Source organism: Microcoleus sp. Z1_A1, from assembly GCF_036700305.1.
GTDB lineage: Bacteria > Cyanobacteriota > Cyanobacteriia > Cyanobacteriales > Microcoleaceae > Microcoleus.
Genome location: NZ_JAUBOR010000013.1, coordinates 53,402 through 80,069, shown reverse-complemented (window position 1 = coordinate 80,069; position 26,668 = coordinate 53,402). Strand labels below are relative to the sequence as shown.

21 protein-coding genes are annotated in these 26,668 nt (G+C 45.5%); 10 read left to right on the top strand and 11 right to left on the bottom strand.

Going from position 1 to position 26,668, the window contains the following annotated elements; all coding sequences use genetic code 11:
- Nucleotides 1–36 precede the first annotated feature (36 nt).
- Nucleotides 37–1,500: a CIA30 family protein gene (locus QT973_RS11185; RefSeq protein WP_333057409.1), complete on the bottom strand. Its 1,464-nt coding sequence runs from the start codon at nucleotides 1,498–1,500 to the stop codon at nucleotides 37–39.
- Nucleotides 1,501–1,623: 123 nt separating this feature from the next.
- On the bottom strand, nucleotides 1,624–4,146 hold the full coding sequence (locus QT973_RS11180) for an ATP-binding protein (protein WP_333232095.1): 2,523 nt from the start codon (nucleotides 4,144–4,146) through the stop codon (nucleotides 1,624–1,626).
- Nucleotides 4,147–4,646: 500 nt separating this feature from the next.
- Here QT973_RS11180 and QT973_RS11175 point away from each other — a divergent pair, with 500 nt between their 5' ends.
- Complete coding sequence (locus QT973_RS11175) at nucleotides 4,647–5,021, top strand: hypothetical protein (RefSeq protein WP_333057411.1); 375 nt, start codon at nucleotides 4,647–4,649, stop codon at nucleotides 5,019–5,021.
- 111 nt (nucleotides 5,022–5,132) lie between these two features.
- Here QT973_RS11175 and QT973_RS11170 read toward each other — a convergent pair whose 3' ends face one another.
- Both QT973_RS11170 and QT973_RS11165 read right to left on the bottom strand, forming a co-directional pair.
- Nucleotides 5,133–5,990, bottom strand: coding sequence for an Hpt domain-containing protein (locus QT973_RS11170; protein ID WP_333391337.1), 858 nt, complete (start codon nucleotides 5,988–5,990; stop codon nucleotides 5,133–5,135).
- A 163-nt stretch (nucleotides 5,991–6,153) separates the two neighbouring features.
- Nucleotides 6,154–7,080: a DMT family transporter gene (locus QT973_RS11165; protein WP_333209525.1), complete on the bottom strand. Its 927-nt coding sequence runs from the start codon at nucleotides 7,078–7,080 to the stop codon at nucleotides 6,154–6,156.
- Nucleotides 7,081–7,581: 501 nt separating this feature from the next.
- Between QT973_RS11165 and QT973_RS11160 the strand changes: the two genes are divergently transcribed.
- Complete coding sequence (locus QT973_RS11160) at nucleotides 7,582–8,385, top strand: SDR family oxidoreductase (RefSeq protein WP_333209527.1); 804 nt, start codon at nucleotides 7,582–7,584, stop codon at nucleotides 8,383–8,385.
- 112 nt (nucleotides 8,386–8,497) lie between these two features.
- Here the strand turns inward: QT973_RS11160 and QT973_RS11155 are convergent, their stop codons facing one another.
- The gene (locus tag QT973_RS11155; protein WP_333057415.1) at nucleotides 8,498–8,680 is read right to left on the bottom strand and encodes a hypothetical protein; all 183 of its coding nucleotides are present in this window, start codon (nucleotides 8,678–8,680) and stop codon (nucleotides 8,498–8,500) included.
- Between the two features lie 15 nt (nucleotides 8,681–8,695).
- On the opposite strand from QT973_RS11155, the gene QT973_RS11150 reads away from it, so the two are divergent.
- The gene (locus tag QT973_RS11150) at nucleotides 8,696–9,703 is read left to right on the top strand and encodes an NAD(P)-dependent alcohol dehydrogenase (protein WP_333057417.1); all 1,008 of its coding nucleotides are present in this window, start codon (nucleotides 8,696–8,698) and stop codon (nucleotides 9,701–9,703) included.
- Nucleotides 9,704–9,764: 61 nt separating this feature from the next.
- Here QT973_RS11150 and QT973_RS11145 read toward each other — a convergent pair whose 3' ends face one another.
- Entirely contained in the window at nucleotides 9,765–10,574 is an 810-nt protein-coding gene (locus QT973_RS11145; RefSeq protein ID WP_333057419.1) for a calcium-binding protein, read from the bottom strand.
- 198 nt (nucleotides 10,575–10,772) lie between these two features.
- On the opposite strand from QT973_RS11145, the gene QT973_RS11140 reads away from it, so the two are divergent.
- The 5 genes from QT973_RS11140 (at nucleotide 10,773) to QT973_RS11120 (ending at nucleotide 18,600) form a co-directional block, all read left to right on the top strand.
- The gene (locus QT973_RS11140) at nucleotides 10,773–11,753 is read left to right on the top strand and encodes an ATP-binding cassette domain-containing protein (protein ID WP_333391334.1); all 981 of its coding nucleotides are present in this window, start codon (nucleotides 10,773–10,775) and stop codon (nucleotides 11,751–11,753) included.
- A gap of 214 nt (nucleotides 11,754–11,967) precedes the next feature.
- Complete coding sequence (locus QT973_RS11135) at nucleotides 11,968–12,756, top strand: ABC-2 family transporter protein (RefSeq protein WP_333057421.1); 789 nt, start codon at nucleotides 11,968–11,970, stop codon at nucleotides 12,754–12,756.
- Nucleotides 12,757–13,103: 347 nt separating this feature from the next.
- Nucleotides 13,104–15,668, top strand: coding sequence for a nitrite reductase large subunit NirB (gene nirB, locus QT973_RS11130; protein ID WP_333260480.1), 2,565 nt, complete (start codon nucleotides 13,104–13,106; stop codon nucleotides 15,666–15,668).
- Between the two features lie 261 nt (nucleotides 15,669–15,929).
- The gene (gene nirD, locus QT973_RS11125; protein ID WP_333057424.1) at nucleotides 15,930–16,289 is read left to right on the top strand and encodes a nitrite reductase small subunit NirD; all 360 of its coding nucleotides are present in this window, start codon (nucleotides 15,930–15,932) and stop codon (nucleotides 16,287–16,289) included.
- 217 nt (nucleotides 16,290–16,506) lie between these two features.
- The gene (locus QT973_RS11120; protein ID WP_333391332.1) at nucleotides 16,507–18,600 is read left to right on the top strand and encodes a HEAT repeat domain-containing protein; all 2,094 of its coding nucleotides are present in this window, start codon (nucleotides 16,507–16,509) and stop codon (nucleotides 18,598–18,600) included.
- 88 nt (nucleotides 18,601–18,688) lie between these two features.
- Here the strand turns inward: QT973_RS11120 and QT973_RS11115 are convergent, their stop codons facing one another.
- The 5 genes from QT973_RS11115 to QT973_RS11095 form a co-directional block, all read right to left on the bottom strand.
- The gene (locus tag QT973_RS11115) at nucleotides 18,689–19,576 is read right to left on the bottom strand and encodes a hypothetical protein (protein ID WP_333391330.1); all 888 of its coding nucleotides are present in this window, start codon (nucleotides 19,574–19,576) and stop codon (nucleotides 18,689–18,691) included.
- Nucleotides 19,573–21,123, bottom strand: a complete 1,551-nt coding sequence (locus QT973_RS11110; RefSeq protein WP_333391328.1) for a DUF3696 domain-containing protein — start codon at nucleotides 21,121–21,123, stop codon at nucleotides 19,573–19,575. The genes QT973_RS11115 and QT973_RS11110 overlap by 4 nt, the downstream gene beginning before the upstream one ends.
- A 124-nt stretch (nucleotides 21,124–21,247) precedes the next feature.
- Entirely contained in the window at nucleotides 21,248–21,427 is a 180-nt protein-coding gene (locus tag QT973_RS11105; protein WP_333391327.1) for a hypothetical protein, read from the bottom strand.
- A gap of 30 nt (nucleotides 21,428–21,457) precedes the next feature.
- Entirely contained in the window at nucleotides 21,458–23,158 is a 1,701-nt protein-coding gene (locus tag QT973_RS11100; RefSeq protein ID WP_333391325.1) for a pentapeptide repeat-containing protein, read from the bottom strand.
- Between the two features lie 571 nt (nucleotides 23,159–23,729).
- Nucleotides 23,730–24,146 (bottom strand): hypothetical protein, encoded by a 417-nt coding sequence (locus QT973_RS11095; RefSeq protein ID WP_333057452.1) that lies wholly within the window; start codon nucleotides 24,144–24,146, stop codon nucleotides 23,730–23,732.
- Nucleotides 24,147–24,401: 255 nt separating this feature from the next.
- On the opposite strand from QT973_RS11095, the gene QT973_RS11090 reads away from it, so the two are divergent.
- Nucleotides 24,402–26,171 carry a S8 family peptidase gene (locus QT973_RS11090; protein WP_333232134.1) on the top strand — a complete coding sequence of 590 codons (1,770 nt, stop codon included), beginning with the start codon at nucleotides 24,402–24,404 and terminating at the stop codon, nucleotides 26,169–26,171.
- The gene (locus tag QT973_RS11085) at nucleotides 26,168–26,389 is read left to right on the top strand and encodes a hypothetical protein (RefSeq protein WP_333057430.1); all 222 of its coding nucleotides are present in this window, start codon (nucleotides 26,168–26,170) and stop codon (nucleotides 26,387–26,389) included. The genes QT973_RS11090 and QT973_RS11085 overlap by 4 nt, the downstream gene beginning before the upstream one ends.
- Nucleotides 26,390–26,668: the final 279 nt, after the last annotated feature.

Below are 26,668 nucleotides of genomic sequence, written 5' to 3'. Positions count from 1 at the left end.
CGCGGTTTCAACCGCCGAGTAATAAGGGATTAACACTTATTTAACTCCAGAAAACAAACCCTGCCAGTCTCCGGGAGAACTGCCATTTTCCCCCTCTTTCACCTCAAAAGTAACGTTGCAAGCTTGCGGTTGTTCCAAAGCCTCCACGCACAATTCTGCAATATCTTCCCGACTGACTTTGCCCCTAATATTGTCTCCTTGCTCAAATATTAAAGCTTTGCCTCCCGCTTCTTCTGTCAAAGCGCAAGGTCTGACAACAGTATAAGGTATGCCGCTCGATCGCACGCAATCCTCCCCTTTCAACTTCCAAGTCAAAATCCCCCCCAACATATCATTCATCCTGACAGCAGGCGGTTCTTCTTCCAAGTTAATTCCCGGTCGGCCAGGGCGGGTAACTCCTGCCGAACTCACCATCACAAATCGCGGCAAAGTCTGTCCCCCATCAGCTTTAATAGATTCTAACTCCAGTTGAAAAATACCCGGTGTAAATTTCGGGTTGAGCGCGCCATCATATTCAAACTTGCTCAACATTAACTGAAAAGAAAAAATAGTGCTGGCATCAAATTTAGAGCCATCTTTGACAGTTTTGGCGCGGAATACTGGGATTAACTCATCAAAGGGAACAGTGATAGTAATCCAGATATTGTAAACAGTATCAAACGAATAGCAATAGCCAATTCCATCCCATTTAGCTTCGCTGCGAACAATCAATTTGTAGCGCTTGCCGTCTCCTTTGACACGTAGTTGGAGACCGCTAAATCCTGCGAGATTGAGGGGAGGATCGAAGTTGCGGGTACGCACCGAAGCAAAGCCGCCCGAGTTGGCAGTAGAAACATTGCCTGTGAAGATAGCTGTATTGTCTGTAAGTACGATCGAACTTTCGCTAGTGCCGCCCATCACGATATCGTCTAGCGCACCCCAAGTTTCTTTTAAATCTTGGCTGGGTTTTGTGAAGTCAAAAATTATTTTTTCGCCTGCTTTAATTAGCTGGCGGCGAACAGCTTGCACCAAATTATTGAGGCCTTTGTATTCGACTATTTCGGGAACATCCACAACTTCCGGCATATAAAATTTGATGCCTTGATAATATTTTTCCCGCGTTGGAGTGTCTCCTTCTACTGGTTGAACTTTGGTGCCAGTACAGCAGATAACTGCTTCTATGCCCTCGGTTACTAGCGGTGTTAGGGTTTCTGGGAGAGTGATATCTCCTTCGACTAATTCGACATTTTTGCCGAGAATTTCTGTTGCTCTTTTAGCATCTCTGACGAGGGCTCGCACTCTATATCCCCGCTGTTGCAGCCGCTTGACAACTCGCTTCCCGACGCCGCCGGTAGCACCGGCTACCAGTATCAGTTTGGGTTGGTCTTTTTTAGTTTTGCTGCTGCTTCCAAAGAGTTGTTGCAGCCAGCTAATGCTGCCAATGAAGGGAATGACGCCGAAATAAGCCAAGGTTTTGAGAAACCGGCCGGCATCCCATTGGGCGGTTTTTTTTTCAGTCATACTAGCTTCCTCTGAATTGGCTCAAATCTACTTAGCTGCTTTTGTATTTTAATCTAATTTTCGATTTTTGAATTGGGGCGATTTCCTAGCCTTTGGGATAGATTCGCTAGCGCGGACTTTTTTTCACTTGACAATGGGTGTGGGGTGAGTTTGGCTCAAGGGAATCTCAATAATCAACTCGGTACCCTCTCCGGGGGCAGAAATGCAAGTCAATTTGCCACCGTGTTGTTCTAGCACAATTTCGTGGCTAATCGCCAAACCTATCCCCGCACCTTTGCCCACCTGTTTTGTGGTAAAAAACGGCTCAAAAATTTTCTGGCGCACTTTTTCTTCCATGCCCCAACCGTTGTCCTCGATCCGAACTGCTACGGCTTTTTTCCCCGGACAAAGTTCAGTCACAATCCGAATTTGTCCGTACTTAACTGGCTCTTCTTTGTCCCCGCCGTGCGACGATAAGTTATTGTTGACAAAGGCATCTTCGAGAGCATCAATGGCATTTGCCAGTACATTCATAAATACTTGGTTGATTTGAACTGGGTAACACTCAACAAAAGGCAGAGAACCATATTCTTTGATGAGATGAATTGCGGGGCGATCGGGCTTCGGTTTTAGTCGATTACTCAAAATCAACAAAGCGCTATCCAATCCGTCGTGAATGTCAACTGGTTTAATCTCTGCTTCGTCAATTCTAGAGAAGTTTCGCAGCGACTGAACTATCTCGCGGATGCGGTTAGCTCCTACTTTCATTGAACCCAGCAATTTCGGTAAGTCTTCAACTATGAACTCTAATTCTACTGCTTCTATTTGTGCTTCAATTTCTGGCGAAGGCGACGGATAGTGCTGGTTGTAAAGCTGCAATAAATTGATCATTTTTTGACTGTATTCATTAGCATAGCTAAGATTGCCGTAGATGAAGTTAATCGGGTTAGTGACTTCATAAGCTACTGCCGCCACCAACTGTCCCAAGCTTGACATTCTTTCGCTTTGCACCAATTGAGTCTGCGCCCGCTTCAGCTCGGACATCGCTGTTTTTAAATGAGCAGTTTTTTCCCGTTCTCTGGCGACTGATGCTTCTAGTGCTGTATTTAATTTTTCGAGTTTATCGACTTGACACAGCACTATATTAATCATTGCTTTTTTCAGTTCCAATGCAGCTTCTATTTCGCATTGTTTCCAAGGCAACGATTTGTACCTCACATTTTCTTTCCACAGCTCGAAGGATTTCCGAGGAGACAGTCGAGGGTTGCCATCTTCATCGGTTTCCACTGGTTTGTTGGGGTTGCCCGCCCAATTTACGGTCTTAATTACTTCCGGGCGAAACCACAAAACGTATATTTTCTGAGTCGGAGATATTGCTATGGCCAAACACCCGCTGGCTGTGTCTTTAAATTCCTCAGCTTCTGGATAGCATTTGGTGAGCGAGTCCGTATAAAAAATTTCTTGTTTGAGGTTATTTTGCACCCAATTAGTTAAGTATTTGAGCGCTTCTCCTTGAGGTGTTTGCCCTACTTGATAGCACTTGTCTCCAAATACTATTGCGGCTCCCTGGGCGTTGACTGCTTCTAGCAAATTCTGCTGACATTTAACTAACACTTCTGACAAGTTGTCGGACGTGGATATGTCTTCAAAAATCTTGGTTTGAATGGATTTTAAGTGTAGTTTGTAGTCGTAGTCTTCGTTTCCTTCTTTTGATTGCAGTTCTAAGGACATTACTTGCCCGATAAATTCGCAGGCGGCGCGCAATTCATAGTTGAGGTATTTTGGTGTATAGTTGTGGCAAGCAATCAATCCCCACAGTTTTTTGTCTTTGATTAACGAGATTGACATCGAAGCTGCAACGCCCATATTTTGCAGGTATTCTATGTGAATGGGAGAAACGCTTCTCAATACGCTGAAACTCAGGTCTGTGGGCTGGGTGGTGACAGCATTATTTCCTGAAACAAGGGGGACTGGTTGATAATTAATATCTGGGATTAACCTCAGCCAATTTAACGCATACAGTTGTCGGGCTTGTTTGGGAATATCTGAACTTGGGTAGTTTAATCCTAAGAAAGGACTCAGCATTTCTGCTTTGTCTTCAGCGATTACAGCGCCGTTGCCTTCGTGGTCAAATTGATAGACCATAACTCTATCAAAACCCGATATTTTTCTGACTTCTTCTACAGTTATTTGAGATAATTCTTTGAGATTTTTGGCGCTTTGAATTTTGCTGATAGTAGATCTCACTGAATGATAAAAACTAAAAACTGAAAGATTTTCTGGGCTGGTGGCCAATTCCAACTCGACCATCAATACTTCTTCTACTCGGTGGAGGATGCAGTCAAATTCTAAATATTTACCTTTGTTTATGACAGAGAGTTTAATGGGATTAACGGTTTTTAAGTTTTCATTACACAAACAAAGCTTGAGTTTTTTGAGTTGAACTCTATTGAAGAATAAGCTCAAATTTCGACCGATCGCACTTTCGGGCTCTACTCCTAACAAATCTTGCGTATTTTCACTGACTTGCAGTATTTCTAGTTCAGGTTCTCGTACAACAAGTAGCACCCCGTGTGGCTGAATCAGCCCCGATATGTGAATCTGTTCTCTGTCGCAGTTTGTCAAGTCAACTTCTTCGAGTGCGGGAATTGTGATTTGTAGATCCATTTTCTTTGTCTTCCGCTGTAAAATGTCGAGAGGGTTCTAATGATTTGAGATTTGAGAGCCAAGTGGCTTTTCTATGATAATCTCATATTGTTCGATCGCATAACGGATCGATCCCTGGACGGACACTGAGAATCAATCAAGAATCAATCATCCGATCATCAGCGAATCAAAAAAGATTTAGTCGAAAATCAGCCTGCAGTATTTGTTGCTGTGAGACCAGCCTCAGCTTTCTATAAATTTTACCGACTTGGCTCCTATATACTATCGCTTCCCGATGTTAATTATCATAGCAATTGTTGCGATTCTTCAAGTATGTTTAATAATTTTCCAAAACTTTAATATTTGTGGTAAAATTTTCCCTGCAAGAAAAGGGGGAGAGAAATGCGTCTCCAGAGCGGCCTACTTACTGAAATATTAAGTTAAGGTAAGGGTGACAAGATATGAAAGTCAAGTCACGCTAAGCTCTTTAAGTATACCCAACAGGCCCGACATTTAGACTGATGCTCGACTTCAATACAGTTACTGAATTTTCTCATACCTACTGCATAGCTATCTGTGCCTTTTTAGTTCCGGCAAACTTGCTGACTACTTTGCAGACAGCGATTTTGACAGGACTAAACCGACCTCGAATGCAAATTTGGGCGTCTGTGGTTGTCGCCAGCCTTTGGGCTACAGCAATGATATTTCACGTTTTTACCTGGTTCGCGATCGGGGTAGTAATGCCTCCGACATACATCTTGCTAGTTATGGCAATCACTTGTCTGACAATCAATGTCTGGGCGATCGCTCATCCTGCAAGCATGATGCAATTAATTCGAGTTGCGGTATCAGTTGTTAGGGGATATTTCCGAAGGAAGAAGGATGTAGTTGTCTAAAAACTTAAAAAAAATGGCAGGGGGTAATGTGAAAAAAATCAGGGAAAATATGGGTTTCCGAAGATTTTTTCGAGAGGCAAATCGTGCTTCCGAGGGCTGAGTTTTCAGCGGTTATTCCGGTTCGCGATCGCGACAATCATCTGTTTCCGGGCCGCGGGGATGGATCGTGCAGTTGAGCAGGTAGCCCCCGTCGCTTCTGCCGTAATAGTAGCGGCATCCGATGCAAATTGCGGGAGGTTCGATCGCACTTTGGTAAAGCGGATAATCTCCAGTCGCCAGCAGCGAAAAGTCGCGCTGCGTCTGAACATTCCCGATAATAGCGCCGGAGAGTTCGACAGCTTGGCGGATGTTTTCGATCCTGGTGTAAGGTGGCAGGTAAATGTCAATACAAAGGCGTATCCCCTGGCTATCCCGATCGTGGCGGGTAATAGTGCCTCCGAGCAAACCGACGCGCGAAGCAATAGCCGAGGAAAATTCGCTCAAGGAGGTGCAGTAACCGGAGAAAACGTGAATATGTTCGTCCGTAGTAGCTCTCACCGTCAGGCGAGTGGGAATTCGCAATCTCAGGTAAGCGTCGAGTTCGTCAAAAACTGGTTCGGCGATGGATAGCATTTGGTTTGCGTCTTCGTGCTTGAGCCCAAAACCCTTAGAAACCTTGGACACGAGGGCGGCTAAAATATCAAAAACTTCGGTTAAGAGCGATTGTAGCCTGCTATCAATGGCGATCGGACATTCTCTCAGCAGCTTTAAATAATCCTCCAACCGATGAGCCATGCGCTGAATGCTGCTAAATCCGAGCATAGCTGCTCCCCCTTTTATCGAGTGCGAGGCTCGGATGAGCTGGTGTATTCTTTGGGGATCTGCCAGGGTGTTTTGGATATCTTGCAAGCCTGGTTCGATAATTTGGATCTGTTCTGTGGCTTCTTCGATAAAGTAGCCGATGATCCGCTGTAGTTGTTCTGGCAGCATAATTTTATTCTCCTAAAGGCAACCGAGTATTATTAGTCATTAGTCAGACATTTGATAGTTTGGAACTGATATTTAACTGACGAGTTATTTTTGTTTTTAAGCCCTGATTTGTTTTATTCTGACTCACGGCAACTGTAGTGGCAATGTCGAAAACTTTTAACTCTTAAGTGTTGACAGTAATTTTTTTGGCTCCGACGGTAGCGGTTGCTACACCCAACAACAGCACCGCAGCACCTGCGAGTACCGCCGGCGCCGGCATTTCCCCAAACAGCAAATAACCCAACCAACTCGCCGCCACCGGTTCAAACAAGATGGCAAGAGTTACCAGAGTTGGGGAAATCTGCATTACAGCCCAGTTCAAAATGGTGTGGCCGACTAACTGAGGCAAAGCTGCCGTTAACAAAATATAAAAATATACAATGTCGGGGTAATTAGTATAAGTAGTGCCGAAGGCGAAGGGGAGAGGCAGCAGGACGATCGCAGCAACAGTATAGGCGATCGCGATATAGCCACCAATTCCCAGTCCCTGGCGCTGAGCTTCCCGGCCCAGCAGCAAATACAAGCTGACAGCCCAGGAACCAGCCAGAGCCAGGAAATCGCCCAGCAGTTGGCTGCTGCCAGCATTAGCTGCGCCCGCACTTCCAAGGGCGATCGCCATTCCCCCAGTCAGGGCTATAGTAATACCAGCGATCGACATTTTGCTGAGTTTTTCGCCGAACCAGAAACGCGACAAAAGCGCTACCCAGACAGGATTAGTGGTGACAAGGGCTGTCGAGGCGGCGATCGAAGTATAAGAAAGTGAGGTAATCCAGAGGGCAAAATGCAGGGCGAGACACAAACCCGCAGCCGCAGCATAGCGCCGAGCTCCCGGTTGCAGGGTGTTCCACTGAATTTTTCGCCAAGCCGGAAGCAGAATTAAAGCAGATAAAGTCAGACGAGAGGCCGCGAGCACCAGACTGAAACCCAAACCGCCCGCCCCTGCTGAAAAGTTAGCCAGCCGAATTAAGATTGATGAAGTTGAGACGGCTAAAACGCCGATAATTAACACTAGGGCGATCGACCAATTAGGCGTTTGTTTCGGAAGATTCATTTTTTAGGCATTGGGCATTGGCTAAACAGGGCATTGGGAAAATTTACAAAGCAATTTTCGCACAAATTATGAATAATTTCTCTTCTCTTCTTCTCCTCTCCTCTTCTCTCTTCCTTCGCGTCTTAGCGCTAACGCGCCGCATCGCTAACGCGCCTTCGCGGTTCGTTAAAAAAGCCCGATCGCCAAATGAAAAATTGCTATACTCAAGAAATATTAACCTAGAGCGCGCCTAAAATTACCTGACCTCTGTTATAGTTTCAATATCGCAGTATGGGCAGGGCGGGTTTATGAGATTGTAGATTATGGGCAATTATTGTTGGCGAACCCGCCCCTACAAAAATTAACATCATACAAGTCCGAATCATCTCGTTTCCGGTTGCATCGGTATTGTTCAAATGTCCAAACAGTTAACTGTTAACAGTCAACAGTCAACAGTTAACAGTTAACAGTCAACAGTCATTTCGGTTGAACCGGAATTGATATTACAATTTATAAATATCTATGGCTCCGACAGTTTTGATTACAGGCGCTTCTCAAGGAAGCGGCAAAGCAACAGCAATTTTATTTGCAAGTAAAGGTTACGATGTAGTTATGGTAGCTCGCCAGCCAGAGAGATTGGCAGCAGCAGCGGCTCAAGTGCAGCGAGAAGGCACTTCTGCTGTAGCTATTCCGGGGGATGTGGGCGACATTCAACAAGTGCGGGCGATCGTCCAAAAAGCCCTAGATACCTGCGGCAACATCGATGTTTTAGTTAACAATGCTGGCATTTGTCTCACCGGGGCGATCGAGCACACTACCTCCGAAGACTGGCAGCAATTAATGAATACCAATTTTTGGGGATGCGTTAACACAATTCAAGAAATGTTGCCACATTTTTTGGAACGAAAAACCGGGACAATCGTCAATGTTGGTTCAATTGGTGGCAAAATGCCTTTGCCTCAAATGACTGCTTATTGTGCCAGCAAATATGCAGTAACAGGTTTAACAGAAACTTTGCGATTGGAATTAGCGCCTCAAGGTATTCACGTTTGCGCCGTGCATCCGGGCCTGATTAACAGCGATTTTTTAGAAAGAGCTCAATTTCGCGATCGAGACGAACCCGCAGTCGAATCGCGCCGCCAGCAAATGAGCAAAATGCTGAAATCTGAGTGGGCAACTCAGCCAGAAGATATTGCTAAAGCTATCTGGGATGCTTTGAAAAATCAGCGTGCAGAAGTTACCGTCGGCCCTGCTTTTTTGGCATCGGAAGCTTATCGGTTATTTCCCGGTTTGATGCAGTGGGCAATGGGAAATGGCAAGTTATGAGACTAATTGGTAATTGCTATAGCAATCCTAAATGATTTGTGTAATTCTTGTAGGGGCAACCCCCCCGTGGTTGCCCCGATGCAGGCTGGGGTAGGCACTATTAGCACTACCCCTAAATATTTTTACAACTGATGCGAGGATTGCTATAATTGGTAATTGCTAATTGGTAAGGTGCGCCACAAGCACCCGACAAATTATTAGTAACGCGCATCATTTCTAGGGGTATGTTCACCTGAATATATACAACTAAAGAAAGAGACTGTGAAAGTCGATCGAGCACTATAATGGCAAACAAACCAGGAAATACACCATGCAAATCAAAGCACTTGCAGTTACAAAAACAGGCGGATTGCTTGAAGAATACAAATTCGATGTCGAACCTCCAAAAGTACATGAATGTATTATCAAAGTTTTAGCCTGCGGCATTTGTCACTCTGACTTGCACATGATTGACAATGACTGGGGTCAATCAAAATATCCCCTCGTTCCGGGCCACGAAGTTATCGGAGAAGTGGCAGAAATAGGGCCGCAAGTGACTCATTTAAAAGTGGGCGATCGCGTTGGTGTCGGCTGGCAAAGGTCGTCTTGTTTGCAGTGCCACGACTGCTTGCGCGGTAACGAAAATCTCTGCGATGAAAACCAGGGATTAATTGTTACAGGGCCGGGCGGTTTTGCCGATTATTTGATGGTAGATTCCCGCTTTGCTTTTCCTATTCCCAAAGGCATCGATTCCAACGTAGCGGGGCCGCTGTTGTGCGGCGGAATTACGGTTTACGCCGGTTTGCGAAATGCGGGGATGAGTTCTGGGCAAGAAATTGGCATTCTTGGCATCGGCGGTTTGGGACACATGGCGGTGCAATTTGCCAAAAAATTAGGCAACCGAGTTACAGTTTTTACTACTTCCCAAGATAAGGCAGAATTTGCACATAAAATGGGGGCGGACGAAGCTATTGTAGTAGGAAAAGGCGAAGTTCCTCAAGCCCCCAGCAGCAAATTAGATATTTTGTTGAGCACTGTTCCTGCTTCTTTAGATTGGGTTCCGTACATTGATTTTCTCGATTCTAACGGTGCGCTTGCTTTTGTGGGAGTTCCCGACGAACCTTTGAGCATTCCGTTATTTTCGCTGCTGGTAAAGCAACGCCGAATTGTGAGTTCTCTCATCGGCGGTCGCGCTATGATTAATGAAATGCTGGCAATTGCAGAGAAGTTTGAGATTGAGCCAATTGTTGAAGTTTTTGCGATCGCACAAGCGAATGAAGCAATGCAGAAAGTCCGGGACAATCAAGTGCGCTATCGCGCAGTTTTGACGATGAGTTAGATAATGGGTAATGGGTAAGGTGCGCCCGGTCGCACCCTACTAGAGATATATAAGCAACGAATTAAAGCAAAGAATTAGCATTAATAAAACGATCGTTTAAATCGGCTGGGGTCACATTCAAAACAGTACCCAACAACGCATTAGTAAAACCAAATCTAATATTAGTAGCTTCCACACGGCCGTTGCCATCGGGATCGAGACTTCGCTGGGAAATGCCACCCTTGGCTAACAAACTCGTTCCCCCCGCTATAGTTGCAGGATTGATCAGCAGCAGTCTCGGATCGTTCAAGCTATAGCTTACCTCTTCCAATGATATATTGCTGCTGGTAAATGCCACACTAATGCCAATCGAATCGCTAGACTTATCAAAATCCACAATTACCGCGTCAGGAACTTCAATTCCAACTACTCGGATTCCCGCTTGATCGACTCTAAAAACAAATACATCATTCCCTGCACCACCTTGGTAAATATCCACATCTCTGTCGCCAATTAAAGTATCATTACCGTCTCCGCCCACTAACAAATCAACACCTTGTCCTCCGCGCAACAAATCATTTCCCGCACCCCCATCAAGGAAATCGCTATTTCTATCTCCTGTCAAGAAATCGTCGCCAGTTTCTCCCAAAACATCGTCATCATCTTTGCCGGCGTAAATAGAATCATTGCCGACACCGCCTAACAGACTGTCTTTACCATCGTTGCCGAAAATCCGTTCTGCATCTGACGATCCCCTGACAGTATCATTGCCGCCCACCATCCAAAGTCCCCCAGGAAAACTAGCAAGTTGTCCTGGTGCAAGTGTAATATTTTCAGGAGAATTGTCTCCTACCAAACGAGAGATGCCTGAATTATCTGGGGTGAGTACCATAGTTGTAAACTTTGTGCGATGTGATTATGGATATTTTGCAATATTCTACAGTTTATTAGGGTGCGCCAGAACACAGTTACTTCCTGACTCGCGATCGAGCAATGGCTGGCGCACCCTACTAGATAGCTCGATCGCTCCATCTTGACACAAGCCTGATGGAAATACCCTAGATTAAAATAAAAGTTAAAATTTGAGCCGATGCCAATTATCTTAGTTGAAGACTTGAGCAAAGTTTATCCAGTAGCGATTAAAGAACCGGGACTTAAAGGAACAGTGCGACACTTTTTTAGTCGCACTTACCGCAATATCAAAGCAGTTGAGGGCGTCTCTTTCAGTATTGAACCGGGGGAATTCGTGGGGTTTCTCGGCGCTAACGGTGCGGGCAAAACTACTACGCTGAAAATGCTGACGGGTTTGATTTATCCGTCTGCGGGTACGGTGAGTGTGTGCGATCGTACTCCTTTCCGTCGCGAAGCCGATTTTCTGCAAAAAATCACCTTAGTGATGGGGCAGAAACAGCAGTTAATTTGGGATTTACCTGTGCTTGACTCTCTGCGAATCAATGCCGCTGTCTACGGCATTCCCGATGCAGATTATCGACGGCGAGTCGGAGAATTAACAGAGATGCTGTCACTAGAAGGCAAGTTAAATCAGCCTGTACGAAAGCTTTCTTTAGGCGAACGCATGAAAGCTGAATTGATGGCGGCGCTGCTGCACCAGCCGGAGGTATTATTTTTAGATGAACCGACTTTAGGTTTGGATATAAACGCACAGTTTAGCGTCAGGCAATTTCTGCGAGAATATAACGAGCGCTATCAAGCAACGGTGCTGTTGACGAGTCATTACATGGCTGACATTACTGCTTTGTGCAAGCGCGTTTTGTTAATCCATGAAGGGCAATTAGTTTATGATGGCAGTTTGGACGGATTGCTCGACAGGTTTGCACCTTATCGGGAAGTTCAGGTAAAATTAGCTAAGCCGCTGGCAAAAGATAGTGCTTTTGCTTACGGGGAGGTAGAATCTATTGAGGGACAATCGGTGCGATTTTTGGTGAAAAGGGAAGAGCTGACGGTGAGCGTGGCGAAGATTTTGGCGGAGTTAGAAGTGATAGATTTGACTGTTACCGATCCGCCAATTGAAGAGGTAATTGGTAGAGTTTTTCGCACGGGAAAAGTGTAATGTTTTTGGCTGGGTTGATTCTCCATAGCAGGCAAGATATCTGTTCCACTAGATTTTCAATATTTTGTGGAACGGGCATCTTGCCCGTTGCTAAAACCGTTGCTAAAACAGAAAAATTGAACAGGCAAGATGCCTGTTCCACGAGAGTTTCAATATTTTGTGGAACGGGCATCTTGCCCGTTGCTAACACCTAAAAATTAAATCTACAATTGATATGAACAGAATTGTGAGAATTGCTAAAACTTTGCTAGTTACCTACTACGCTTATATGCTCGAATACCGGGCGGAGTTGTTTTTGTGGGCGCTGTCGGGAGCTTTGCCGTTTATCTTGATGGGTGTCTGGATGCAGGCGGCAGAAACTGGTCAATTTGGGCTGAATTCGATCGACTTTGCTCGTTATTTTCTAGCGGCTTTCATTGTCAGGCAAACAAATGTAGTTTGGGTGATTTGGGAGTTTGAAAAGGAAGTAGTCCAAGGCAGGCTATCTAATAAATTGTTGCAGCCTCTCGATCCCGTATGGCACCACTTCGTATCTCACATTTCCGAAAGGTTTGCGAGGCTGCCGTTTGTATTGGGATTAGTGCTGCTGTTTTTTGCACTTTACCCGCAGGCTTTTTGGCTGCCAAGTTTTGGCAGGTTTTTGCTGTTTTTGCTGGTTATCGTCTTGGCTTTTTGCTTGCGGTTTATTATACAGTATACCTTTGCGCTGTTTGCTTTTTGGCTGGAAAGGGCAAGTGCGATCGAGCAATTCTGGTTTCTAATTTACCTGTTTTTATCGGGACTTATCGCGCCACTAGAAGTGTTTCCCGCACCCGTGCGCGAAGTAGTTTTGTGGACGCCGTTTCCTTATTTGATTCATTTTCCCGCTTCTATCTTGATAGGATTACCCGTAGATTTAGGCCGCGGTTTGTTGGTAATGTTGGGTTGGAGTGCGGTGTTTTTTGTGTGGAATCGCTGGCTATGGCGGCAGGGTTTGAAGCAGTATTCGGGCATGGGCGCTTAAATAATAATTAAGAATTAGAAAACTGTAAGGTGCGTCACAGTAAAAATATTAATCGTTTTGTCAAAAAGACTTACTTGACGCACCCTACTTAACTGTGGAGTAAATCTAAAATCTAAAATCTAAAATCGACTAACGCACCCCACTTAACTGTGGAGTAAATCTAAAATCTAAAATCTAAAATCTAAAATCGGTCGATCGGTCGATCGCACATATCATGCAAAAATGCAATCGGAAGTATTCGACAATTGCATAAATCTCCATTTTTTGTATCTATAAGTACAAAAGTTTATAATAAATTCTTATATTAATTAACCCAACGACTGATAAACGGGATAAAATAGATTCTCATGACAGCCAAAAAAAACCTCATTGTAATCGGCAATGGCATGGTAGGTCACAAGTTCCTGGAGTTAATGGTGAGCTCGGATGCTGCCAAACACTGGAATTTAATTACTTTTTGTGAAGAACCGCGCGTTGCTTACGATCGCGTAAACCTCAGCGGATTTTTCTCTGGCAAAACAGCGGGAGATTTATCTTTAGTTGCACCGGGATTTTATCAACAAAACGGCATCCAGATTCACATTGGCGACAAAGCAGTCGCCATTAATCGGGAACAAAAAACAGTCTCTTCAGCCAACGGTTTAGAAGTTCCCTACGACAAAATTGTTCTCGCGACCGGTTCCTATCCATTTGTGCCATCAATTCAAGGCAAAGACGCTACAGGAACTTTTGTTTACCGGACAATTGACGACCTGGAAGCGATGTCCGATTACGCTAAAAATTGCAAAACAGGTGTAGTAATTGGCGGCGGTTTGTTAGGTCTAGAATGTGCTAATGCTCTGCAAAATATGGGCTTGAAAACTCACGTTGTTGAGTTTGCCTCGCGGCTGATGCCCGTGCAAGTTGACGAAATTGGCGGGGCAATTCTCCGCAGCAAAATAGAAGATTTGGGGGTTTCGGTTCATATCAGCAAATCTACCACAGAAATTGTCAGTGAAGATGGCAAAGTTACTAAAATGCTGTTTGCTGACGGTTCGGAATTAGCAACAGATATGATTGTGTTTTCTGCTGGCATTCGGCCCCGCGACGAAATTGCCAGAAGTTGCGGTATAGAAGTAGGTGAACGCGGCGGCATTTTGATTAATGATAGCTGCCAAACCTCCGATCCTGACATTTATGCGATCGGAGAATGCGCCCTGTATCAAAATCGCATCTACGGCTTAGTTGCGCCTGGGTATACAATGGCAAGCGTAGCAGCAGATATTTTGAGCCGTGTAGCGGATGACGGACAAGATGCCCGTCCCACAAGCACTTTTACAGGTGCGGATATGTCCACTAAACTCAAATTATTGGGAGTGGATGTCGCTAGTTTTGGAGAGCCTTTTCCCAAGTCGGGCGATGCTAAAGAAATTGTTGTCACTGACACATTCCAAGGCATTTACAAAAAATTAGTTTTAAATCAAGACGGCAGCCGAATTTTAGGCGGAATTCTCGTGGGAGATGCTTCGGCTTACGGCACTTTGCTGCAATTCATGCAAAATGAAATTGCTCTGCCGCCGCATCCCGAAGATTTGTTAATGCCACCGCGAGAAGGGGGAGTACCGGCGGGTTTTGGAGTTGACAGTTTGCCGGATTCGGCTCAAATTTGTTCTTGCAATAATGTTACCAAAGGGCAGATTTGTGCAGCGATTCGCGAGCATAATTTAACCGATGTTGCCAGCGTCAAAAAATGCACTCAAGCTGGGACGGGCTGCGGCGGGTGCGTGCCTTTGGTGACGGATATCTTCAAGGCGGAGATGAAGAAAGCTGGGTTTGCAGTCAAAAATAATCTCTGCGAACATTTTGAATATTCTCGTCAAGAATTGTACCATTTAGTGCGTTCTCAAGAGATTAAAACCTTTGAGGAGTTGATTGAAAGACACGGCAAAGGTAAGGGTTGCGAAATTTGCAAGCCTGCTGTTGGTTCGATGCTGGCTTCTACTTGGAATGACCACATTTTAGAGAAGTCTCACGTCGCTTTGCAAGATACGAACGATTACTTTTTGGCCAACATTCAGCGCGACGGTACTTATTCGGTAGTGCCGCGAATACCGGGGGGAGAAATCACTCCCGATAAGTTGATTGTTTTGGGTGAAGTTGCCAGGGATTTTGGGCTTTATACTAAGATTACTGGCGGGCAACGGATTGATTTGTTTGGAGCTCGTGTGGATCAATTGCCGCATATTTGGCGGCGGTTGATTGATGCGGGATTTGAGTCGGGACACGCTTACGGTAAGGCTCTGCGTACTGTAAAATCTTGTGTTGGTAGCACTTGGTGCCGCTTTGGGGTGCAGGATTCAACGAGTTTGGCGATCGAAGTTGAATTGCGGTATCGTGGTTTGCGATCGCCCCACAAGCTCAAATCTGCTGTCTCTGGTTGCACTCGCGAATGCGCGGAAGCTCAAAGCAAGGACTTTGGGATAATTGCGACAGAGAATGGTTGGAATTTGTATGTGTGTGGCAACGGCGGTATTAAGCCACAGCACGCGGTTTTGCTGGCGACGGATATCGATAAGGAAACGCTGATTAAGTATATCGATCGATTCTTGGTTTTCTACATCCGCACCGCCGACAGATTGGAACGCACTGCTACTTGGTTGAACAAACTTGAGGGCGGAATTGAATATTTGAAACAGGTAATAATTGAGGATTCTCTGGGCATTTGTGCTGAATTAGAAGCGCAGATGGAACATTTAGTGAATACTTATCAATGTGAGTGGAAAACGACGATTGAAGACCCACAAAAGGTGCAGCGATTCCAGCATTTTGTGAATTCCGATTTGCCCGATCCGAGTATTGTTCGTGTTGCGGAACGGGGACAAACGCGGCCGGCTAACGAACATGAAAAGGCTCTGGCTGGAGTTTCGGAATAACCCATATAATCGGGTTTCCAAGCAGAGCCTAGGAAACCCGGAGATCCCCCCTAGCCCCCCTTAATAAGGGGGGAACAAGAACACTAGATTGAAGTAAATTAATCTCGTTCCCAGGCAGAGCCTGGGAATGAAGTCCCGGAGGCTCTGCCTCCTCTAACCGTAAGCCAGAGCCTCCTTCCGCGAGGCGAGGCAGAGCCTCGAAACCTACGTTCCCAGCCGGAGACTGGGAACGAGATTGAAGTAAAATAACAGGAAAAGAAAATGGTTCAATCATTACAAGTTTCGGATACTGTGACTACTTGGGTAGATGTGTGTTCTCTGGATGCGATCGCCCCTTATACTGGAGTTTGCGCTTTAGTTAAAGGCGAACAAGTGGCGATTTTCCGAGTGGGAAACGGGGATGAAGTTTATGCGCTTAGCAATTATGACCCGTTTAGCAAAGCTTTTGTTTTGTCGCGGGGAATTGTGGGCGATCGCAACGGCACTCTCAAAGTTGCTTCTCCCATTTACAAACAAAACTTTAGTCTGACTACCGGGCAATGTCTGGATGATGAAACGGTAAAGATTCCTACTTTTGCGGTTCGGGTTGTAGCCGATCGCGTCCAAGTAGCTGTTAGTTAGATTCAGCGGCTTAATTGTTCGATCGCCATCCGCCACCACCTAACATTTCTGTGGGTGCTGGCGGATTTTGCATTAGGGCCCTCCCGACTCAGTATTTTTCGTATAAAATAGAGTCGATTGGCTCCATACTCCACGCTCGCTCAAAAAAATCTCAATTAATATCCGAGCTGATGCGAGGATGGTCAATGCAAACAAACTTAAGGGGCAGGGTATCGGTATGTTGTTAAAAAAACTTGTTTCCGAAAATAATCCCCAGATTGTAGCAGAGTTAATCCATGCCCAACTCCAAATCGGTCAACTGACTTGGGGCGAACTCAACATACAAGTTTTCGGCCAGCACTGGCGGGACGAATCTTTGCACGAAGTCCTCAGAGAAATTGCAGCTAAGCTCGACAAAGAAACAGCGAGCCAAATTATAGAATATCTCACAGATCAGAACGGTCAACAAGAAAAATTTATTAATTTGTTTTTAGCAGCGCAATGCTTGTTAAAAGTTGAAAATGATATTAATAAAAAAACCGAAAAAAAACTGTTAAACGCTTTAAAAAAGTTATCGCAATACGGCACGGGTTTCCTGATTCTTTATCAAAGCGCTCAAGAATTGCAGGAAACTTATCAAATTCGCAATCGATCGATCGCCGCGATCGCCCAAACTTGGAAAAACGACCCGCAAACCCTGCCCTGGCTGAAAATACTCGCTCACTCCACCGACTGTGGCGAAGTCCGATCCACAGCAGTCGAAGCAATAGCCCGTGGTTGGCCAGATCAGCCAGAAATTTACCTGATGCTCAAAAACCTCGCCAAATCAGATCCAAGCTGGGCAGTGCGATCGACCTGTGCGCGAGAAATGGCTTGTGGTTGGCCCGACACGAGCGATACCTTGCCGCTGCTGAGTGCCCTGGCTATGTCAGATCAAAGTCCCGCAGTCCGCACCGCAGCACTCGAACAGTTGGCCTCTAATTGGCCCGATCGCACAGATACCTTGCTGCTGCTGAGAACCGCCGCCGAATCCGACGAAAATTTGGGAGTGCGAGTCTGTGCGTGGCAAGAAATAGCCAGAGGTTGGCACAGCCTTTTAGGCACGGCCTCCCTGCTCAAAAACCTTGCCCAGACAGGAAGTTCTATCCTGCGAACCGTAGCGGTGCGGGAGTTGGCAGCGGGCTGGCCCGCCGCAGCCGACCTTTGCCTGCTGCTGAAAACCCTAGCCGAATCCGACAGCAGCAGAGAAGTGCGGACAGCAGCCTTAGAAGAATTGGCCTCGCACTGGCCCGACGAACCAGACATTTACCCGCTGCTGAAGACTAAAGCCGAGTCCGACGCGAGTTCCAGCGTCCGGCGCTCAGCAGTGCAAGCAATAGCCTCTGGCTGGCCCGGGAACCCCGAAACTCTGACTTTTTTGCAAAATATAGCATTGAGCGATCGCGACGCCGACCTGCGCGAAATAGCCCTACAACAGATAGCCGCAGGTTGGCCCGACCACCCCGAAACCCTGCCCCTGCTGCAAAAAATAGCTGATTCCGAGGATTACTGGACTGTGCGGCAAGTAGTAGTGGAGGCTGTCGCCACACTGGCGTCAGGCAGTCTCGAAGTCTTTGGCTGGTTGCAAAATCTCGCCGAGTCAGACAGACACCTGAACGTCCGAGAAACTGCGGTGGAAGAGATCGCAAAACGCTGGTCTCATCGGGGCGAGACGCTGCCTTTCCTCAAAAGCCGGGTCGAGTGGGAGCATGATTCTCACCTGCTGAGCGTGCTGGTGCGATCGATCGTGCGGGGGTGGCCAGACGACCCGGAAACCTTGCCTTGGCTGAAAATTCAGCTCGATTCTGGGGAAACGCTGGTGCGGGAAGCGGCGGTGCTTGAACTCGCTTACAACTGGCCAGACAATCCTGAAACTTGGATGCTGCTGGAGGCTAAAGCAGAGGGCGATGAGAGTCCCGCTGTCAGGCAAATCGCTTTGCAAAAGTTAGCGCGCGGGTGGACAAATCAGTCTCAAACTTTCGAGTGGCTCAAAAGTAGAGCTCAAAAAGATCAAGATTCGCAGGTGCGGGCGATCGCCCTGGTAGAGTTAATGCGGGGATGGAAAGATGAGCCGGGAATGTTTGAGTTTTTGCGCGATCGAACTTTGAGCGATCCTGACAATCAAAACGGTTCTTTTCCTTACAATCCCAGATTTACAGCACTCGAAGCTATTATCGAACATTATCCCGAAAATCCGGGAGTTGTGCCCTTGTTGCGATCGCTTGCAGTTTCCGACGCAGAAGAGCAAGTGCGGGCCTTAGCGAGTCGCCGACTACGCAGCCAAGACTGGTAAACAGAAACAATCCTTTAGACATAGGAGTAAAAATTGGCGATATCTGCCCGTTTTGTGGTAGCTGCGGCGGGTATTGTGTAATAAAGTTCTACAAGCCGTCATCGTGTTCACCTTCATCGTAGTACCTTAAAAATTTGATTTTGTTATTAACATACTTGTAATGAATCCTGGTTGAGGATGGTCGTTGGGTAATCCTAAAACGATACTCTTTTTTCTGCTTCAGATACTCATCTTGTAAATGTGGGTCTCTAGCTGCTTCTTGCTTAGTTAATGTTAGTCTTTTTGCAGTCCACTCAATAATAGAAGTTCTGTGATTTTGAACTTTAATAATATCCTTTAAGAAAGATTTTGAAAATTCGTACTCATAGATCGGTTGTTTATCCAGCTTCTTAAATGCAATCTCTAAAGCTGTATTAAATTTTCCCTCCTCATCAATATTACTAGGCCAGTAGCTTTCTGTTAAGTCAATATGGTCAAGCCATTCAATTGGTTTAGCAATCACCACAGGATTAACTTGAAAAGAATGGCAGTCACAAAGAAAGGTAAATTCTTCCCTTATCCTATTAACGCCTAAACACAAATACACATTTTCTTCTCGCTCTATAACTATGTGCATCAACTCCAAAAAAGAACACAAAGCTAAACCTTCAAAACAGCTACAATTCAAAACTGGCTGCATTAGACATGAAGATAAATTTTCCGGGCTTTGTATAAATTTTCTTGCGGTATTAAAAGCTTTATATATAATCGGAACAATTTGTAACTTCCAATCTCTATCTTGACGCCAAGGTGGCAATTGAGGATGATCCCAAAGTAATTCCTCAAGGTCATCTGTCCAATATACCCTTGTAATCTGATAGTTATTAATATTTTCCAAATTATCTAACAAATGCTTTAAAAAAGTATCTCTTTTTTCAGAATCTTGCCAATCTGATTCAGATATAAAAAGAATTTCAGGCTCGAAGACAGCTTTCATTGCTTCTCCTGTTCATTCTTACTAGCACTGCTTCTGGCAAGTTGTCTTTTTTTTATGCCTGCCTTTAAAATCTTTTCTTGTTCCAATGCCGTTTGATCAAAAAAGTCTACAGGCCAATTAGTAACTCCAAAATTTTCATCAATACAAACTTCTTCGTAGACCGATCCAGAATCCGTTGCACTAATAAAATAGATGCCAATTAAATCTTTTAACCTACCTGTGTCATCTTCAACAATTCTTCTAACTAACCTATTGATAATGTGATCGCTGTGAGTTTCAACCATCACTTTCTTCCCAGAAAGAGCTAGTGCAATAAAATAATCAGATAATTGCATTTGAAGATTGGGGTGTAGATGGATCTCTGGTTGCTCAAGTAAGAGCGTATGCCGTTGTGGCATCCTTAATCCTTCTAAAAGGATAGGAAAGATTTGACTTACTCCAAAGCCTACATCTGCGATACTAACGCGGGTTTTGGATGTATAGCTTGAGTTAAGGTTTAAATAAACAATGTCATTGATCAGCTCAGACTTCAATCCTTTTATATTCATCAAATCTAGCCATTCATCCACAGCATTAGATAAAGTCATGTTCCTTTTTGGCTTGAAAGAATTACTTTTAGTGTCATAAAACCAGTGATTTGAAAGAGGTTGATCTTTGTCGATTAAATAAATATATGGTGCATTCTCACCTTTGACACCAATTTCTGTAATTTCATCTTCGTATATGTATCTTCTAGAAGGTTCTTCCCTCAACGGACCTATATAGCTATACGATGAAAAAATTGTTTTAAATAAATTATTTATGCGGTTAAGTGCAAATGAAACATCAAATAAACCTGCGACTTTTGCAGAGTCACTTTCAGAGTCACTTTCAATAGGAACAGCATCAACTGAAAATAAATTTGTAAATTTGACTTTGGCAGATAGTATTTCTTCTTTACTACTTTCCTCATCTCGTCTGATTCTATTTTTTATATTCTGCCACCGGATTTTATATAAATCATTTTCCACAAGTTGTACATCAATAAAAGAACCTGGAATTTTTTGTTGGTCTGAGCCTATGGTGTCTAGCCTAAATTGAAACTGCTCAACACTAATTCCTTTTATGTAACTTTTACTGTTAGTTCTGTTTTTAATTTTAGACGCTTTCAGGAGAATTTTGAGGTAAATCAAGATATCTTGATTTAATAACTGTTTTTGTGTAATAAAATCTCTCAAGAACAGTATTAGGGGAGGACTATTTCTCAGGCGAGGTAATTTTAGGTCTTCTTTAGTTAATTTGAAAATAAATTCCAATACTAGGGGATTGTCCAATTTTTTCTCAAAAATTAGGTTTTCAAATGAGCCTAAATTTACGAACCTTCCATTTAGTAAAAGAATTTGGTTGGGATTTTGGCTCTCCAGAGTTTGTTTGAGTAGGAGTATGCTTTGCAGGATGGAGCTTTTGCCACAGCTATTGGTTCCACATAAAATTGTGATTGGTTTAACATTCAATTCCTGTAAATTTTTAAACCCTTTGAAGTTCTCTAAAGAAATGTTTTCTAACATTATTTTAATTTTTAATTTTTTTTGCAGTTCAGTCTAGTATATCCTATACATCCGACATCTCCAACAATTCTTGTGGGACAGGCATCCAGCCCTCCCTGGAGGGGCTTTTCACTCCTATGTCTATTCATTCCCACAAAAGGGCGATCGCATACCGCACCGCTTCCCCCATTACCGAACAGCGATCGCACTCCGAAGCCCTTTTCTCCCACATAAGCAACTGTTCCCGAAAAGCTTGGTATTGCTTAGCCTGCTGCACGATGCTTGCAGTTTCCGACACAGAAGACTCAGTGCGGGTATTAGCCACTCTGCAGCTTCAAGGGTTAACAATTAAATGTTAATAATCGGTCAAAAGGGCGATCGCATACCGCACCGCTTCCCCCATCATCGAACCGCGAACGCGATCGGACGCCGTTTTCTCCCACGCGAGCAACTGTTCTCGAAACAACGGGTCTTGTTTTGCCCGCTGCACGATCGCCTGACTGATGACTTTCTTTTGAATCTGCTCTGTCGGGATACCTTGCTGCTTCAAATAATCCAACAGCCGCTGCACGCTTTCGGAGAATTTATCCGGCGTCTGAGACATCAAAATAAACGAAATTTGGCGCACCATTCGCTGGTAGATTTCCTGTCTTCTGAGCAAAGCCTCCTTGTGACTCGCCTCCGCATTGTTACTAGGAACAGCCAAGTCGAGCAAACTCAAAATTTCAGCACCTTTGGCTAAAACCTTTTCCAACATATCTGGATAAAGCTCCAAAATGCGATCGCCCAAAATCTTGCCGTTTACCAAACGGTTCGCGCTCAGCCGCAGTAAACTTTGTTCTCCCGCAGAATCAAAAAATTGAACGTTGAATTTGAGTTCGTGGCTTTCCAACTCCACCCGACGCAGCGTAAAAACCAAAGCCTCCCAATTAGGAGATTCATCAAAACACACCTTGACAATAGAACTGTCCTCTTGATGCTGCCGCCCCAATTCCCCCGACTCAAAATCGCGATCGACCGGAAAGCGATTGGCCGCAACTTTGGCAGTATAATCAAACTCAGTAAAAACATAGCTGCAGTCAACTCTCGACAGATCGACATCTTGAACTTGCCAATTTTGAATGCAGCAACCCGTAAGCTGCGCCCCCTCCAAATTCGTCCGAATCAAACGGCACTCAATCAAACAAGCTTCTCTTAAATCCGCCTCACTCAACATCGCATCCATCAAATAAGCGCCACTCAAATCAGCTTTCCGCAAATCAGCACTTCGCAAATTAGCTTCGCTCAAATCAGCTCGCAGTAAATACACTCCTTGCAGGTTAGCTCGCAGCAAAAGCGCCTTCTTAAAACTCGCTTTCAATAAATAAGAACCCGCCAGATTAGCTCGACTCAAATCAGCGTTATCCAGCACCGCCTCAGTCAAATCCGCCCCCGCCAGCACAGCTCGGTGCAAGTCAGCGCCCGTCAGATTTGCCGATCGCATTTGAGCGCCATTCAAGTCAGCTTCAATCAAATTTACACCGCTCAAAATTGCCGATCGCAAATTCGCTTCCACCAAATGCGCTTCCCGCAAATTAGCACCCGTTAAATTAGCACCAACAAGACTGGCGCGGTTGAGATTCGCCTCCATCAATTCCGCCTCCATCAACTTCGCGCCGTCGAGTTTAGCCCCAGCCAAATTAATTTGGTCAGATTTAACTCCTTGAAGATTAGCACCGCCCAAATCCGCTTCGGGGAACGCGGCCCAATTGAGTTCTGCGGCTTCCAAACAAGCAAGGCGCAAATCCGCTTTAGCAAGATTTGCCCCGCTCAAATTTGCCCCGCTCAGATTCGCCCCAGCCAGCCCCACACTGCGGAGATCCGCGCGCCGCAAACAAGCCCCTATCAACTTGGCATTGCTCAAAAAAGACCAGCTCAAATTAGCACCGGTCAAGTTAGCACCAGTGAGGTCTATTTCTCGCAGGTTAACACCGCTTAAACTAGCGCCGCTAAGGTCAATGTGACCAAAGTTGCGCTCTCCCTGTTGATAGCGCTGTAAAAATTCTTGTGTTTGCATTCCGCAGATTGGGGGGCTGGCAATTTAGCTGTTTTAGGACGCGCGGGTCAATCGATTTTAGATTTTAGATTTTAGATTTTAGATTAAAGCATTGACCCCACAGATAAATACGTTCGCCAATTTTCATCGGATACAGGTTTTTTATTTCTGGACGGATGAATCACGTGGCGGGTATCCTGGATGCGAGGGGGTCAATAACTTGAACTGTAAGGTACGCACGGAACACGAGCGGGCTAAGCACGGGAACACTACTCCTACTACTTACTGTAATAACTCATGTCCTCCGGGCGATCAGTGCGTACTTTACCCCTATAGATGGCAGTTCAAAGGATTTGGTGCGTAACTTCTATTTCTACTACCAGTTTTACAGACTTTTGTAACTTCAAGTAGCCGAGTTCATATCTAATACGCTGGGAGCATCTTATATTTGGAAAAATACTTCTTCTGGCTCCTTCCTTCTTCCTGTTTTCTTCTGCCTCCTGCCTCCAAACTCCTGCCTCCAAACTCCAATTTTGGGCTTGGTTGCTTTCATTGAGATGCTCCCCATACACTGCCCCGCCGGAGAGTGTTTTTACCTAAAGCGCTGCAATTCTTGCTGTAAGTGTTTTCCCCATTTAGTCGCTAGAGGAATTTCTGTAAAAGGAACCTGCACCGCAGCAGCATCTTTCAACAAAAATTCGAGGGCGATTGGACTTCCCGAATTCGGCGGCGACTCTAAATCAACTGCCTGAGAGTTGACTAACAACCGCAGCGACTGCACGTCTTTTAAAGAAAAAGTTTGCAAATTTACAGGCCCGCTGCGAGTAGGTTTTCCCCAAGTTAAACAGTCTTCTTGCTGACCGAGTACAGCATAAATATCGTACTTGGCTTTAGCGAATTGTTCTGCCCAGACGCGATACGCTTCCAGCTTTTGATACTCGTTCCACCCTGCCCAAGCCAGCCCGATAAAGATTGCCAGCAGGGGCAGCCACATTAAACCTCTTTCCATGCAATACCCTTGTTGAAAATACTCGCTTGTTCTGTTTCTCATCTTCTCTAATGATACAATTAATTGAACTCCTAAAACTTGCTCTGCAATTTAAACTAGAAATTAGAGCAATTTTTGATCGAGCAACAGCCACAGCCGAAAAATACCAAACGCCCGCGTGCGAGATATCCACAAGCCACAGCAAGGAAAACTGGCGCGGGCAGTGAAAATTGGGTTATTGTGGTGAACACGCCTTCCCTAAACGGACGATCGGCAATGAAAAAGTTTTTCCTTCTGTGCTTATTTTTAATCGGGCTCGGCTGGGCGATTTCTAATTTCCCAGGACTTGCTACTCAAGGCACTTACGACTCGATTGTGCTGGATTTCCGCGAAGATTTGGGTGCTGCTGAGATTGCGAAAGAAGTAAATGCGATCGCCCAACAGTACCAAGTCGCACCGCAACTCAACAGCGAATTCTCAGCGGCAGACAATGTATATGTAGTTAAGGGCGATCGCACTTTGCTAAACGCCCTGAGAAAATCAAATTTGGCTAAAGATACCGAATACATTGAACCGAACTACGTCTACAGCGCTTTCGAGATTCCCAACGACCCCATGTATACCAAGCAGTGGAATCTCCGCAGTATCAATGTAGAATCTGCCTGGAACGAAACCAAAGGCAGCGGCACAACAGTAGCGATAATTGACACGGGTATTACTCCAGTCGCTGACTTAAAAGAAACCAAATTTGTACCGGGCTACGACTTTGTAAACGATCGCGCCGAAGCCTACGATGACAACGGCCACGGTACTCACGTCGCAGGTACTGTCGCCCAATCAACTAACAACAATTACGGCGTTGCGGGCATCGCCTACGAAGCAGCTTTAATGCCGCTAAAAGTGTTAAGCGGCAGCGGTGGCGGCACGGTTTCCGACATCGCCGAAGCAATTAAATTTGCTGCTGACAACGGCGCCGATGTTATCAACATGAGTCTCGGTGGCGGCGGTGAAAGTCAGTTAATGTCCGAGGCGATCGACTACGCCCACTCTAAAGGCGTTGTCATCATCGCAGCCGCCGGCAACTCCGGCGACAGTTCCGCTTCCTATCCCGCCCGCTATCCCCACGTCATCGGCGTTTCCGCCCTCGGCCCCGACGACGAAAAAGCCTCTTACTCCAATTTCGGCGCAGGGGTTGACATTGCAGCCCCCGGCGGTTCTGAAATGGGCAAAATCCTACAAAGTACGATCGACCCGGAAACCGGCGCCGAAGTCTTTGAAGGCTACCAAGGCACTAGCATGGCTTCTCCCCACGTTGCAGCCGTTGCAGCCCTTGTCAAGGCTTCCGGTATCACAGAACCAGACGCAATTCGCAGCGTACTCTTGCAGTCGTCGCGAACTGTCACTGAAGATCCCTTAAACCATTTTGGTTCAGGACACCTAGACGCAGCCGCAGCAGTTCAGCTAGCCCAGCGCGGACAAATCAACTTCCGCGATTTTTTCCGCTGGCTGCGCGATAACGGCTATCTCAACCCCCGCTTTTGGATTGACGGCGGCGCAGTCGCCCTGTTGCCTAAAATTGCAATGGTGCTCGGTTCTTACCTGCTGGCTTTCTTGATGCGGAATTATTTCCCCTTCGCCTGGACTTGGGGCTTTTCCGGTGGCTTGATTGCTGGTAGTTCTGGGTTCTTTTTCCTGCGGAACTTGTTTGTATTTGACTTGCCGCAGTGGCCGATGCGGGTGATGGGCAGTTCTATTCCCGAACTCGGCGGTGCAATTACTGGCAGCAGTATGCTGAATCCCTTTTTTGCTAGCGTTTTGATTCCTGGGATTTTGATTGCTTTGCTGTTGGGACATCAACAGTGGAAGTGGATCGCGATCGCCATTTCGATCGGCTTTGCTAGCAGTTTAGCGGTGAATGCTTTTGTGTCTCCCGCAGTCTGGGGATTGGGCACAGGTTTATTATCACAAACATTCTTGATTGTCAATGCTTTTCTGTGTTTCGGACTGGCGCGTTTAGCAATTAAAACAGAGGTGCGATCGGCATGAGTATTACTGTCAAAGGCAAAATTGAACGCAAAGGATTAGGCCCGGGCACTTGGGCTTTGGTTGGCGAAGATGGGGAAACTTACGAACTTAAGAATGCTCCTTCTGAGTTGAAAAAAGCTGATTTGAAAGTCAGTGTCAAAGGTGAAGTCCGCAAGGATGTGATGACTTTTGCTATGATCGGCCCGGTGCTTGAGGTGCAGTCTTTTGATGTGTTGTAGGTCGATCGACTAATCCAGCTTTCGAGCAAAAAAAACCCCGGCCAAAATTGGCTGGGGTTTATTAATCAGGGTGCATCTTTATTTACTTTCCAGTGGCTAGGACGATGTTCGGGATCAATTTGATTTTTAACCGCCGATGTACGCAGATTAACGCGGATAATTATTGATTTATTGAAATTTTGTGGTTTTGACTGCAATACGAAAAAAAAACCCGGCCAAAATTGGTCGGGAGTTAATTAATCAGGGTGCATCTACTAATTTAGTCTCCGGTTCGAGGTG